This window comes from Bacillus cereus group sp. MG4 (assembly GCF_040460055.1).
GTDB classification, from domain to species: Bacteria; Bacillota; Bacilli; order Bacillales; family Bacillaceae_G; genus Bacillus_A; species Bacillus_A wiedmannii.
In genome coordinates this window covers 4,233,081-4,246,351 of the sequence record NZ_JARVGZ010000001.1, presented here as the reverse complement: position 1 = coordinate 4,246,351, position 13,271 = coordinate 4,233,081, and the positions used below count along the sequence as shown (strand labels likewise).

The window sequence follows — 13,271 nt, the reverse complement described above, 5'->3', positions numbered from 1 at the left end:
TTACCCCCTGAGGTATATTTTCGTTTAAAAAAATTTAATTCTCTATATCCCCTTGCCACTCTAACATACCTGGAATGACATTTGTCACATTTGAATACCCTTTATCTTTCAACATTTGGCAAGCTACATCACTACGGTTACCAGTTCGGCAAACAACATAAATTTGCTTCGCCTGATCTAATGCTGCTCTGTCTAATTCTCCTAACGGCACCGAAATGGCTGAGGGAATATGACCAAAAGCGAATTCCGCCGCTTCACGAACATCTACTACAATACAATCTTCACCACTTAATAATATCTCTTCCAATTCCGAATTCGTAATCGTATGAGGATATTTCACTACTTCATTCACTTCATGCTCGTGTGCTTTTCTAACGTAATGCATCAATAGATCTCCTTCGTGTTTCGTCCCGATGTACTGATGACCTACTTTACTCGCCCAACTTTGTATATCTACAGTAGACCCTTTATCTGTTGCCTGAACTTCAATCACTTGCCCTGATGTCAAACCTTCCATCGCCTTCTTCGTCTTCACAATCGGCATCGGACAGACCAAACCTTTACAATCTAAACTCATATCCACTTTTATACTCATAGTCGATTCCTCCATAATTTATATACATATACCTGTAGGGGTATATTGAAATGTTTTTGAAAATCTGTCAACACTTATGTTTGACAGATTATCGGCTTTTTACAAGTAATTGAACAGCTTCTTTAATTAACTCTTCATTTGAACCATTACCGCTTTCAAACTGCTCACGCAAACATTGCTCTAAATTTGTTCCCACAACAAGTCCAATTGTACGATCAAGTGCGGAACGAGATGCCGTTAACTGTGTAATAACCTCTCGGCAATCTTTTCCTTCTTCCATCATACGAAGTACACCACGAACTTGCCCTTCAATACGTTTCAATCTATTTTTCATATCTTGATTATATTCCATTGTATAATCACCTCATTAACATTATGTCACCATTTATAACTTATGACAATATACTATACCCTATAGGGTATTTTGTAAACCTCTATTTTTAATATTTATCTTATGAGTTTGCAATGCAAGCAGTTAAACATTAATGTTTAGCCTTTCATCTTCCACCGAATTTTGAAGTGGAAGATGAAAAAATATCAATATACAACACGTTCTGGTAATACTGTCCCATACAATTTAAAGCCACCATCTACATTCTTTACCTTATATCCTTTTTCCATTAACATGCGCGCTGCAACATAACCTCTCATACCAAGTTGACAAGTAATATATATTTCTTTATCTACCGGTACTTCATCCAAACGATCACGTAACTCATCTAAGGGGATATTAATAGAACCTTTAATCATTCCTTGTTTGAGTTCATTAGGCTCTCGAACATCAATAAGATATCCACCATTTTCAACAATACGATCTATCTCATGCCATTGTACTGTGTACACAAAACCATCTACTATATTACTTGCCGCATACCCTACCATGTTTACTGGGTCTTTTGCAGAAGAATAGGGCGGAGCATATGATAATTCTAAATCTGGCAAATCAATTACAGTTAAATTTGCTTTTATTGCCGTTGCGATAACATCGATACGCTTATTTACACCGTCACGTCCTAACGCCTGCGCTCCATAAATTTTTCCACTATCTTTATTAAAAATTAATTTTATTAGCACTGGCGTAGCATTCGGATAGTATCCCGCATGCGAATTTGCCTGTACATGTACTACCTCATAGGGTATATTTAATCGTTTTAATATTTTCTCATTTACTCCCGTCGAAGCAACTGTTAAATCAAAAACTTTAGCTATAGAAGTTCCCATCGTACCTTTATATAAAGAATCTGTATGACCATGAATAATATCTGCTAACATACGACCTTGACGATTAGCCGGCCACGCTAAAGGAATCATCGTTTCTGTTTCAGTAACAAAATCTTTCACTTCAATCGCATCACCAATTGCATATATATGTGGATCCGATGTTTGAAATTTTTCATTTACTTTTATCGTTCCTCTAACTCCTAACGCTAATCCTGCATCTTTCGCTAAACTACTCTCTGGTTGTACACCAATTGCTAAAATAATCATATCTGTCTCTATGATTGAACCACTTTTTAAACGTACAACAGTCCCGCTCTTTTCTAATGCATCTACACCATCTTCAAAAACAAGCTCAACATTATGATTTTTCATATGCTCATGCACATATGCCGCCATTTCATAATCGATTGGCGGCATCACTTGATTCGCCATCTCTACAAGAGTAACATCAATTCCTCGTTCTCTTAAGTTTTCAAGCATTTCCACTCCAATAAACCCGCCACCAATAACCGTCGCATGACATGGTTTCTTCTCATCAATATACGCTTTAATACGATCAGTATCCGGTACATTTCGTAACGTAAACAGCGCCTTCGCTTCTTCAATACCTGGAATAGATGGAACAATTGGTTTTGCCCCTGGTGAAAGAATTAACACATCATATTCCTCGTTATATGTTTCATTTGTCGTTTCATTCTTTATAGTAATTGTTTTCTCTTCTTTATTAATCTGTACGACTTCGCTCAATACACGTATATCTAAATTAAAACGCTTAGACATCTTTTCAACAGTTTGTACTAATAATTTTTGTCTATCTATAATGACACCGCCAATATAGTATGGTAACCCACAATTTGCAAATGAAATATACTCACCACGCTCCACCATAATAATTTCATCTTCTTCACTTAAACGACGAAGCCTTGCAGCCACTGATGCTCCGCCCGCAACTCCGCCTACTACAACTATTTTTCTAGACATATTTCAAACCTCCATATTATTTATTATTGAATTCCCTCATGTATCACATACACAAATCATATACCCGCATGGGTATATGATAGAGTATAAAAAATTTAATTTCAATCAATATGTCTTTCTTTCACAAATTTGAAACAAATAAAGTGAAACTTTAATCAGTGGGGGTTTTGTTCATCTCCCACTGATTATTAGTTGAACCAATCGGACTTTTACGGACAGTTGATCCCCCACCTAACTTCTTTGCTTCCGCTGAATTTTGAGGTGGGGGTCTTACTGCCCGTTAAAGCGGGATAAAAAAGAACTTAGACATCTCCAAGTTCTTTACAAATGAAGCAACCCATCGTTCCATTGCCATACTTCCTATAATCTCTTTGTAAAACTATAATCCATGTTCCCGCCTAGCGCTGCCGCTGTATCACCAGTTTCTCTAAAATCATGTGTATATATTTTTTCAAATGAACCGAAATCTACTTGCTTATAAAATTCAAAACAAGGGAAACCATCATGCTCTCCTTGAACATCAATACTGCCGTCCTTTTTCACACATACATGTAATACATAATCCACAGGAGGTGCATATACATTTAATGGATTACTTGCACTCGCACTCATTTTGAATTGCACACCGTCAGAATTCCATGTGATATTAGTACACACAATATTTTCTGTACTTGCTTTCCCTGTTCTTTTACTCACAGAACCATCTGGACTTGTAACCTTCTCGGTCGTAATACCCGTGTTCGCATATGAAAACACTTCTTCTTTATAGAAATCAACTACTACCTCTTGCTCAACTCTAGAGCGCATCGTATTTACCGCATGTGGTGTAAATTCACGCGAATCACCTTCGAATTGAATTATTTTTCCTGTTTCCATATCCTTCTTAGCTTCTGTCCAAGAAATTGGAATAAAGACACTGGCTCTAATTTTTACGATATTAGTCATAAAAAACACCTCTATAATTTTATTTTAGATACTGAATACTATTGAATAAAACAAACCATAATTTCAATCCTAAAACCAATAGATTTCTCTTTTACTTTTCTACTTCCTTCTAAAAAATAGTGCTATATTTACGTTTAAACTGTCATTTTAAAGCTATATTCCATCTCTCCAGCTAGTGCTGCTGGAGTATCATTTGTTTCTCTAAAATCATGTGTATATATTAATTCAAACGAACCAAAATCTACTTGTTTATAAAATTCATAGCAAGGGAAACCATCATGTACACCTTCAACATGCACAGTACCATTTTTATTAACTCATATAGCCAACAAATAATCAGCTGCAGGTGCTGCCGCATTTAACGGATTACTTGCACTTGCTCTCATTTCAAATGAAACTTCATCCTCGCCCCATACGATATTAGTACATACAATGTTTTCTGTACTTGTTTCTCCTCTTTGATACTCAGTTGATCCATCTGGATTTGTAATCTTCACTGTGACGATACAAGCATCTGCACACGTGCATCTCCAGCATATTCAAACGATCTTCCTGTTGCAGGATCCTTAATAGGTTCCAGCGATGCATATGGTGCAAAGACACTCCCTCTAACTTTTACGATATTGACCATATGAAACCTCCATTGATTCTATATTATATAAATCATTCTTTGTTCTACCAACATAACATAGTCAATTTGATTGACTATGTTGCATATAGTACAATAAGTATTATATATAGTCAACTTAATTGACTACAAGTGCGGAGGTTATATACATGAATCAAACATTTAACGAGTTAGATCTTACTTCACTTTTATCATTATCCTTTAGTACATTAATTACTGAGCTACATGACAGATTAAGTGAATTGGGATTTGAAGATATTAGACCAGCACATGGTTTTATGTTCAAACGCATCCTTCCTAATGGAGCAACTGGTATAGAGCTAGCTGAATATTTAGGGATTTCCAAACAAGCTGTAAGTAAAATGGTGGATTCTCTTGAGAATAGTGGCTACGTTACACGTAAAATACACCCTACTGATAAAAGGGGTAAAATCATTATTTTAACCGAACGTGGTTTAGCCGTAATGAAAGCAAAAGAAGAAATAGTAGCTGAAATAGAGCAGCGATGGATTAAAAATATAGGTGCAGCAAGAATGCAAATGCTTAAAGAAGATTTAACGACATTCGTCACTAAAGAAAATACAGAGAAATTATCATCAAATATACGACCTGTCTGGTAAACAAAAAACGAAGCCATTTTAATTCATCTTCTTCAAAATGGCTTCGCTTTTCTATAGCTGTATTAAAAATCATTAATTTCTTTAAATTTTTATTCTACTAAATATATTTTTTACGCGTTATATAATTCCATAACTCTCTTCACAACCAACTCCGCAGTATTCTCCCCCGGTGGCATCAATAAATTCGTAACCGGTCCATACACAACAGGGCTTAATTCCACTTCATATCCACCATATTCAAACTCTTCCCTTGTCGGTAAGTAACCAATATATCCATTCATATATCCACCAAAGAAAGCTAGTTCATTTTGAAGACGCTCTTTCATTTCTAACGCAGTCTCTGAAAAAGGTTCCATCGGTATACCAGAGAACATACCATCATTAACTTGGAACAGTTGAACTTCTAAATCAATACGTAACTGCCGAATACCTTGCTTATATTTCTCTAAAACGATAGTAAGCCATTCATCCGTATTCACGCCCCACTGCTTCTCGGCGAACCGAGCCATTCTTCTTATCTCATCAATTTCAGGGATATCCTTCAACTTCATTTGCATCGTACTTGAAATAGTTCTTAATTTTACAATCGGGCTATAAGAAACTGCTGGCAACATCGTTAATACATGTCCACTAAGCATGTAAGCCATTTGTATTAATGCTTCCCTTGAACCACGATACTTCGCATTTACATTACCAGCAGCACCTTGCACAATAATAATAGGGCAGTTTACTATTCTCTCAAGAATCTCTCGCGCCATCCCGGGATAATCTGCTGATAATACATCACTATCACCTTTTAAAACATTCGGATGCGCCGTACAAAACACTATAATCCCAGATAACTCTTTCGTTTCAGCATCTCTTATTGCCAACATCCCAATCCGTTTATCTACAACACCCTCTATATTTATTCCCATCTTTGCTCTTCCATCAGATGTTCTCTCTCTTCTGTTTACCCCAATACCACCTGTCGTAACACCCCAGCCAACTTCACATCGCTTCAAGTTTTTATTCGCAGTAACAGCACCATGCACTACATTATTTACTAAAATCGTTTTATACGATTGCACTAGCGGATCATCACCGACTGTCTCTGGACCGGAGTGCGTATGAGTATAAACAACCGTTATTCGCTCAAATGGTACATGAAGCTCACTCGCTACTCGCTCACGAATCATATTCGTATCTTCTACTAACATCCCAATATTATCAATGCTTATAAATACAGTTTTCATTTCACCTTTTTCAAATACAAAAACCGTCCCATAAATACGCTCTTCAATATTATTTATTCCTGTCTCTCTATGATATCCGACAAAATCAATACCTATAGGCGGCGTAATATCCACCTTACATACCCCTACTTTGCTCATTTGAACCTCTCCATTTCTCTATGTAACTCCCTTTTTCAAGAATAGCATATTTGACCTTGTTCCAAATAAAAAAGAACGAACATAGCATTCTATGTCCGTTCTTTCCTTCACACATACTTCCGATGTACCATCTTCCCATCATAAGAAAACACAACGCCCTTACTCTCCACAATTGACTCCATATGCACCGTTCTTCCCCACAGCTGATGAAGATATGGTAATACCTTTTCTAAGTATTTTAAATCAAGCTCGATTCCTTCGTAACTATGTTTAATGTATAATTCTCCGTTCTTTAAGTAATCTCCGTCTTCTACTACTAAGTACGGGAAGCCGCCATTTGTACGCATATTTACGAGTTGATCACGCACATGTTCCCACTCTTTATCTATTACTTTATACTCTTTTCCTTGGCGCTGGAATAAGTACATATCTTCTCGCATTACGAGGTCTTTATTTAAATAGTTTCTTAAGAACGATACATCCCATTCAATTTCGCGTACTTCAAAGATTTTGTCACGACCAGACCCTGGTTTTACACCACGGCGTTTCATTTCTTCTGTCGGGTTGTTATAGCGTTCTTCAATATCTTCGAACATTTTAATACCGAGGTAGTATGGGTTAATGCTTGTTTTTGATGGTTGAACTACACCTGCATTAAGCTTTGCGAATTCAATCGCTTCAGAAGATGTTAAGTCCATTTCACGGAGTATGCGTTGATGCCAGAAGGAAGCCCAGCCTTCATTCATAATCTTCGTTTCAAGCTGTGGCCAGAAATATAACATTTCCTCGCGCATCATCGTTAATATGTCGCGCTGCCACTCTTCTAGCTCACGGCTATATTCTTCAATAAAGAGGAGTAAATCTTTTTCTGGCTGCGGTGGGATTTTCTTCTTTTTATGCATATTAGGTCGTTCCCTCTTTTTGTTTCGATCATCTAAATTCCATAAATCATCGTACTGTGATATCTTTTTCTTTTCTACATCCTCTTCTAAATCTCCAATACTCCAAGCAAGTTTCGGACGCATAAGCGATGGATCAATATGTTCTTGAATGGCAAGTACTGCATCCAAGAACGTTTCTACCTCTTCTCTTCCATACTTATGTTCATATGCCTTCACACGATCTGCTGTCGCTGCCATACTCTCCACCATATCGCGTTTCGTATTAGAGAAACGAATATTATTTTTGAAGAAATCACAGTGTGCTAAAACGTGCGCCACGATTAATTTATTTTGAATTAAAGAATTCGTATCTAATAAAAAGGCGTAACATGGATTAGAGTTAATAACGAGTTCATAAATTTTACTAAGTCCTAAATCGTATTGTAATTTCATTCTGAAAAATTGCTTTCCAAAACTCCAATGCGAAAACCTCGTCGGCATCCCATATGCACCAAATGTATAAATAATTTCCGCTGGACATACTTCATAACGCATCGGATAAAAATCAAGCCCAAATCCAGTCGCAATTTCCGTAATTTCCGCAATCGCATATTGCAGCGCTTTATCTTCACTTGCTCTCATTATTTTCCCTCCTTACACTTTCCCTTAAGAAAGTGTATGATGAAGAACAAGCTTTCATGAGGATTGATTGCATAATAAAAAGACATCCTCATAAAAACGAGAATGTCTCATCTATTAACCTTCAATAATCTCCATCTTCTCCGTAATCGGTGTACGAGCTTTTCCTTCTGGTGCTTTATCGAAATAGCCAAGGTGAAGAATTCCAACGATGCGTTGGCCTCTTGTTAAACCGAGTCCTTCTATAAATAATGGATTGTAGTTTAATCCGCCTGATTTCCAAACACACCCTAATCCGCGCTCCCAAGCAAGTAGTTGGAAGTTTTGCATAAATGCACATGTTGCAGCGTAATCTTCGTCGCGTTGAATTTGACGTGGATCTTCATTAATATAAACAACAATTTGTGCAGGCGTGCTTAAGAAACGATCTGATAAAATTTTACCGCGTTTCGCTCTTTCTTCTTCTATGAAAGAGTTTAATACTGCGTCTACTAATTTTTGACGGCCTTCTCCAATGTATAATTTACAATTCCATGGTTCACGGTGTTTATGATTCGGTGCCCACGTTGCGTCGTTTAATAATTCAATTAATAATTCTTTATCTACTGCTTTATCTGTAAATGTACGAACAGAACGTCTTTCTTTAATCACATTTGCGATGGAAGTATATGTAGTCATATTTTTCTCTCCCTTATTTTTATCTATATGTATAAGTTTATTTTTATTATTGATATTGATTTTCAATTTCGATTATACCCTAGTTTTTTACTATTAATCAATGTTTTATGTTGGAAAACTTCCAAAAACGTCATTTTATACTGTGAATAAAAAAACTTAGCTTGTTCACAAGTTTTTCACATTTTATGGAAATGATATGTGTACAGTTTTCCACATTATCTATCTAGGAGGAATTTACATGTACAAAAAAATCGCAGTAAGTATGACTATGGCAGCATTATTATGCGGGATATCTACCTTCCCTGCTTCCGCTGCCACGCCAAAAGAAGTAACATTCCATCATCATAAACCAATTTCAGAAGAAGAAATGCAGTCGCTCGAAAAACTCGGCTATAACAAACATGAAATTTGGAAAGCTGCCCACATTGCAAAAATGAGTAAAAAAGAAATGAAAGATGTTTTAGCTTACTATAAACAAAATAAATCTTGGGAGACAACAGCCGAGCATTTCGGTGTAGATCCAAGTAAGTTGAAAAAGCATCATATGAATAAAGAAACAAAAAAAGCACTACTGCAAGAATTAGCAAATATGCAAAAATCTACACCCGACGGACTAAAACAAAAAATGAAAGATTATAATATCGGATTACGTCAGCTCACGGTATTAACAATCATCTCTCAAAAAAGTAATACTCCCCTTGATGATGTGCTAAAAATGAAAAAAGACGGAATGGATATGAAACAAATTGCAGAAAAATTAAATGTAAAAAAAGAAGATATACGAGCTGAAATGATTAAATTAGTGAAGTCTATTAAAGAAATGAAAACAAATTAACATGCCAAAAAGGAAGAGATTTTCAATACTCTTCCTTTTCTTTATGAACTTTCAATTTTCAAGTATAAATTCCCGCCTTTCCCAAAAACTAACACAAGTAAATGATATATGTTAGGGGGTGGGAAAATGTTCGGTTTATCATCTAAGAAATCCAAAAAGACTAACACAAAAACACTTTGTTCTATTCCAGAATTTGTACAAACCATGAAAGAATCTAGCGATTTTGTCTCTTATAACGTACTTGAAGATGAAACGTTATGCTTGTTTTATTATAAATCTGTCGTGGAAGCACTTATTATTAAACAATTTATTTTAACTCCTATAAAAAAGGAATCGGAACAAATCCAAAACATCTCTGATTTATGTAATATCGTCTCTATTGAAGATATTATTACCTCCCCTTCTATTGATGATATTCGTGAGAAATTATTAGGTGGATATATTTTAATACGCTTAAAAAACAATTTGAGTCCCGATCAATATGCTTTAATTCGTGCCGAGAGTACTGTTTTAGGAACACGATTATATAACGATACAGAAAATGAGTATAGCGTAATCGGACCTAAAATCGGTTTCGTTGAAAACCTTGATACAAATATACACTTATTACGCCGAAACATTGTAACTGAGCAACTCATTTTTAAAGAAGTTACCGTGGGGTCTATGTCAAAAACGAAAGTAGCAGTTGCTTATATAGACGGAGTTACAAATGAACAATTTATCAATACTGCAATACAACGGCTAGAGGACATTGACTTTGATGTCCCATTTGATGCAACTATGATTGAGCAATTTATTAGTGATAATAGCAATTCACCTTTCCCTGTTCTATTACCTACAGAACGATTAGATCGAGCTGTATTTGCTTTAATTAACGGAGAAGTTTTAATTTTAACAGATGGCTCTCCATATGCTTTATCAGGACCAACAACATTACTGGATTTTTTCATTTCACCAGAAGATTATTATTTACCGTGGATGATTGGATCTTTCTTTCGTATTATTCGTTTTTTCGGAGCTATATTTTCTCTTTTTTCCTCCGCTATTTATACAGCGGCTTTAACATATCATTATCAAATGATTCCTGCCGATTTACTAGGTCCTATTATTTTCTCGAGGGCTAACGTACCTTTCCCTCCTATTCTAGAAGCACTCTTTTTAGAAATTACAATCGAATTGCTTCGTGAAGCGGGAGCGCGTTTACCGACAAAAGTCGGACAAACAATTGGGATTGTTGGTGGGATTGTAATTGGACAAGCATCTGTTGAAGCAGCTTTAACGAGTACAATTCTATTAATTGCAGTTGCTTTATCCGCCCTTGCATCTTTCACAACACCGACTGTGAAGATGTCTTCTACTATCCGTTTGTTACGCTTTCCGCTTATTCTTTTAGCTGGCGCATTCGGAGGATTAGGCCTTATTGTCGGATTTGTATTTATTTTAGCTCATTTAATTAAATTAAAATCACTTGGATCACCTTATTTATTACCTTTATATCCATTTCGTGGTTTAGGTACAGCAGAAGGTTTTCTTCGATTACCATTTAGTCAAACGGCACAAAGACCTTCTTTCCTTAGACCAAAATCAAAATGGCGTTATAATCCGAATAAAGCAAAACAGAAACGTGATGGTGATAATGAATGAAAAAACTTTTATTGTACCTTATTATTATCTTTTTCATTCTACAAACTGGCTGTACACAAACGTATATAGTGGATGCACAGCGTATTATTCATATTGTTGGATTCGACATCACAAAAAACAAAAGATTCCAAGGGACTATCTTATTCCCAGAGTACACACATGGTGTAAAGTCTAAACCAGAAACTCAATCAACATCTGCCCGTTCACTTGAGACGATCGCCTCACGACTAAATGCGAAATCTCCTCACAATGTTGTTGTAGGTCAAATGCGTGTCGTCCTATTTGGAAAGGCTCTAGGAGAACGCGGAATGGGAGAAATTATTACTAACTTACAACGTGACCCAAATATCGGGCGTGATGTACAACTAGCAATTGTAGATGGATCGGCTGAAGAACTTTTAAATTACGGAAAAAAAAATGGATCGTTATATATTGCTGATTTACTCGAGCAAAATATAAGAAATGAGAACATTCCACAAACCTCATTAAACATTTTTTTATATAATTACTACTCTTCTGTATGTGATGCCTACGTCCCCTATATTAGAATGGGCGATAATCATTCTGTTGCTGTCAAAGGACTTGCTTTTTTAAAAGGCGATAAAGTCGTTATGTATACGGATAAAAGACATTCTGTTTTAGCAAAATTACTTATTAATCCTACGAAAAATGGACGTTACGAGGCAGCGATAACAAAGGATAAATATAAAGGTATGGTTGTTATACAAAACTTAGCTGGGAAAAATAAATATGATATAGATCAAACTGGCGACATACCAAAGGTAAAAATCCATTTAAAATTAAATGGATTAATTAAAAACTCTCCTGATTGGATTGATTTAAGAAAAAAAACAAATATCAATTATATAAAAAAACAAATTGAACGAAATGTTGAAAAAGACTGCGAAGATTTAATAAAACAATTTCAAGAAAAGGAAATTGATCCTTTAGGAATACGAGATGAAATTAGAAGCCATACGAGAAAATGGAATATAAAACAAATTCGAAATATGTATAAAAATGTAGCAGTGGATATAAATTTAGATCTTAATATTGTACAATCTGGAATCGGGGAATAGTGAGGTGAAATAAGCAATGAATACAATGAGTAAAGCAAAGACAGTCTCTCCATACTTTGCATTTATCTTATTACATTCTCTTCAAATCGGAATAGGAGTTCTCGGATATCAACGTGTAATTTTAAAAAACGCTGGTTATGATGCCTGGATTTCTCTCATTATTGCGGGAATTGCAACTCATATTGTGCTGTTTTGTATGTTAAAAATGTTAGAAAAAGATGGAGATTTAATTAGCATTCACACAACAACTTTTGGAAAATGGATTGGTTCTATATTTTCCATAATTTTTACTCTTTATTGCTTATTATTCTGCCTTACTGTTCTTCGTACATATATGGAAGTAATACAAGTTTGGATTTTCCCTACTATTAAATTATGGAAACTTACACTTATGTTTTTATTAGTCACTTACTACATTATAAAAGGCGGCTTCCGCTCTGTGACAGGGATATGCTTTTGGGGTATTGTACTTCCTATTTTCGTTGTATTCTTTTTAATCTATCCAATGAAATATGCTCATTTTCGTAATATTTTACCTATTTTTACACATTCACCTGTTGACATACTTATATCTGCAAAACAATCTGCATTAGAGTTTCTTGGCTTTGAAACAATTCTTATCTTCTATCCACTTATTGAAAAAGGAAAATCTTTAAAAAGATGGGCTCATGCAGGAATTGTTTTTAGCACTTTAATTTATGTAGTTTTAGCTATTGTATCTTTTATGTATTATAGTGAAGGACAATTAAATCATACTATTTGGCCTACTTTAACAATGTTGAAAATAATTAAAGTTCCTTTCATTCAACGGTTTGAATATATTATTATTTTTGTTTGGTTTTTAATTATTTTGCCGAACCTTTGTTTAACTATTTGGTCATCATGTCAAACGATGAAGCGTTCATTTCATATTTCATTTAAATTTACATTACCGTTTTTTATTTTCATCGTTTTTATAGCTTCTTTATTTTTTAAAAACCGTGAAAGTATAAACACATTAAATACAATACTATCTCAAGCTGGCTTATATATTGTATACGCTTATATCCCGATTTTATTTCTATTCCATTCACTACGATGGCATTTCAAAAATCGGTCAAAAAAATCTTCACCCGACACACCATAATCTCTGATACAATTTAATTAATACAT

The 13,271-nt window shown here is 35.1% G+C and carries 12 protein-coding genes and 1 pseudogene; 5 read left to right on the top strand and 8 right to left on the bottom strand.

Annotated elements, in window-relative coordinates; genetic code table 11:
- Positions 1 to 34: 34 nt before the first annotated feature.
- The 5 genes and pseudogenes from QCI41_RS22250 to QCI41_RS22230 form a co-directional block, all read right to left on the bottom strand.
- Positions 35 to 610 (bottom strand): sulfurtransferase TusA family protein, encoded by a 576-nt coding sequence (locus QCI41_RS22250; RefSeq protein ID WP_353836669.1) that lies wholly within the window; start codon positions 608 to 610, stop codon positions 35 to 37.
- 73 nt (positions 611 to 683) lie between these two features.
- Entirely contained in the window at positions 684 to 947 is a 264-nt protein-coding gene (locus QCI41_RS22245; protein ID WP_000456206.1) for a metal-sensitive transcriptional regulator, read from the bottom strand.
- Positions 948 to 1,132: 185 nt separating this feature from the next.
- Positions 1,133 to 2,797 carry a CoA-disulfide reductase gene (gene cdr / locus QCI41_RS22240; protein WP_353836670.1) on the bottom strand — a complete coding sequence of 555 codons (1,665 nt, stop codon included), beginning with the start codon at positions 2,795 to 2,797 and terminating at the stop codon, positions 1,133 to 1,135.
- Between the two features lie 360 nt (positions 2,798 to 3,157).
- Complete coding sequence (locus tag QCI41_RS22235) at positions 3,158 to 3,742, bottom strand: DUF3238 domain-containing protein (protein ID WP_087985809.1); 585 nt, start codon at positions 3,740 to 3,742, stop codon at positions 3,158 to 3,160.
- A gap of 134 nt (positions 3,743 to 3,876) precedes the next feature.
- Positions 3,877 to 4,373, bottom strand: a pseudogene (locus QCI41_RS22230) (DUF3238 domain-containing protein).
- Positions 4,374 to 4,519: 146 nt separating this feature from the next.
- Between QCI41_RS22230 and QCI41_RS22225 the strand changes: the two are divergent.
- Complete coding sequence (locus QCI41_RS22225; RefSeq protein ID WP_353836671.1) at positions 4,520 to 4,990, top strand: MarR family winged helix-turn-helix transcriptional regulator; 471 nt, start codon at positions 4,520 to 4,522, stop codon at positions 4,988 to 4,990.
- Between the two features lie 110 nt (positions 4,991 to 5,100).
- Here the strand turns inward: QCI41_RS22225 and QCI41_RS22220 are convergent, their stop codons facing one another.
- From QCI41_RS22220 to QCI41_RS22210, 3 genes are all read right to left on the bottom strand, one after another.
- The gene (locus QCI41_RS22220; protein WP_353836672.1) at positions 5,101 to 6,363 is read right to left on the bottom strand and encodes a neutral/alkaline non-lysosomal ceramidase N-terminal domain-containing protein; all 1,263 of its coding nucleotides are present in this window, start codon (positions 6,361 to 6,363) and stop codon (positions 5,101 to 5,103) included.
- Positions 6,364 to 6,470: 107 nt separating this feature from the next.
- Positions 6,471 to 7,886 carry a stage V sporulation protein SpoVR gene (spoVR, locus tag QCI41_RS22215; RefSeq protein WP_001202728.1) on the bottom strand — a complete coding sequence of 472 codons (1,416 nt, stop codon included), beginning with the start codon at positions 7,884 to 7,886 and terminating at the stop codon, positions 6,471 to 6,473.
- A 114-nt stretch (positions 7,887 to 8,000) separates the two neighbouring features.
- A complete protein-coding gene (locus tag QCI41_RS22210; protein WP_353836673.1) occupies positions 8,001 to 8,561 on the bottom strand; it encodes a nitroreductase family protein in 561 nt (186 codons plus the stop codon).
- 238 nt (positions 8,562 to 8,799) lie between these two features.
- Between QCI41_RS22210 and QCI41_RS22205 the strand changes: the two genes are divergently transcribed.
- The 4 genes from QCI41_RS22205 to QCI41_RS22190 all read left to right on the top strand — a co-directional run bounded on the left by QCI41_RS22205 (position 8,800) and on the right by QCI41_RS22190 (position 13,245).
- Positions 8,800 to 9,396 (top strand): hypothetical protein, encoded by a 597-nt coding sequence (locus QCI41_RS22205; protein ID WP_353836674.1) that lies wholly within the window; start codon positions 8,800 to 8,802, stop codon positions 9,394 to 9,396.
- Between the two features lie 126 nt (positions 9,397 to 9,522).
- Positions 9,523 to 11,040 carry a spore germination protein gene (locus tag QCI41_RS22200; RefSeq protein WP_353836675.1) on the top strand — a complete coding sequence of 506 codons (1,518 nt, stop codon included), beginning with the start codon at positions 9,523 to 9,525 and terminating at the stop codon, positions 11,038 to 11,040.
- Positions 11,037 to 12,119 (top strand): Ger(x)C family spore germination protein, encoded by a 1,083-nt coding sequence (locus QCI41_RS22195; protein WP_353836676.1) that lies wholly within the window; start codon positions 11,037 to 11,039, stop codon positions 12,117 to 12,119. Before QCI41_RS22200 ends, QCI41_RS22195 begins: the two co-directional genes overlap by 4 nt.
- A gap of 16 nt (positions 12,120 to 12,135) precedes the next feature.
- Positions 12,136 to 13,245, top strand: coding sequence for a GerAB/ArcD/ProY family transporter (locus tag QCI41_RS22190; RefSeq protein WP_353836677.1), 1,110 nt, complete (start codon positions 12,136 to 12,138; stop codon positions 13,243 to 13,245).
- Positions 13,246 to 13,271: the final 26 nt, after the last annotated feature.

Excerpts from the sequence above, each read along its gene's own strand:
- QCI41_RS22250 (WP_353836669.1), bottom strand. The coding sequence starts at position 610 with ATGGAGGAATCGACTATGAGTATAAAAGTGGATATGAGTTTAGATTGT.
- QCI41_RS22245 (WP_000456206.1), bottom strand. The coding sequence starts at position 947 with ATGGAATATAATCAAGATATGAAAAATAGATTGAAACGTATTGAAGGG.
- cdr (WP_353836670.1), bottom strand. The coding sequence starts at position 2,797 with ATGTCTAGAAAAATAGTTGTAGTAGGCGGAGTTGCGGGCGGAGCATCA.
- QCI41_RS22235 (WP_087985809.1), bottom strand. The coding sequence starts at position 3,742 with ATGACTAATATCGTAAAAATTAGAGCCAGTGTCTTTATTCCAATTTCT.
- QCI41_RS22225 (WP_353836671.1), top strand. The coding sequence starts at position 4,520 with ATGAATCAAACATTTAACGAGTTAGATCTTACTTCACTTTTATCATTA.
- QCI41_RS22220 (WP_353836672.1), bottom strand. The coding sequence starts at position 6,363 with ATGAGCAAAGTAGGGGTATGTAAGGTGGATATTACGCCGCCTATAGGT.
- spoVR (WP_001202728.1), bottom strand. The coding sequence starts at position 7,886 with ATGAGAGCAAGTGAAGATAAAGCGCTGCAATATGCGATTGCGGAAATT.
- QCI41_RS22210 (WP_353836673.1), bottom strand. The coding sequence starts at position 8,561 with ATGACTACATATACTTCCATCGCAAATGTGATTAAAGAAAGACGTTCT.
- QCI41_RS22205 (WP_353836674.1), top strand. The coding sequence starts at position 8,800 with ATGTACAAAAAAATCGCAGTAAGTATGACTATGGCAGCATTATTATGC.
- QCI41_RS22200 (WP_353836675.1), top strand. The coding sequence starts at position 9,523 with ATGTTCGGTTTATCATCTAAGAAATCCAAAAAGACTAACACAAAAACA.
- QCI41_RS22195 (WP_353836676.1), top strand. The coding sequence starts at position 11,037 with ATGAAAAAACTTTTATTGTACCTTATTATTATCTTTTTCATTCTACAA.
- QCI41_RS22190 (WP_353836677.1), top strand. The coding sequence starts at position 12,136 with ATGAATACAATGAGTAAAGCAAAGACAGTCTCTCCATACTTTGCATTT.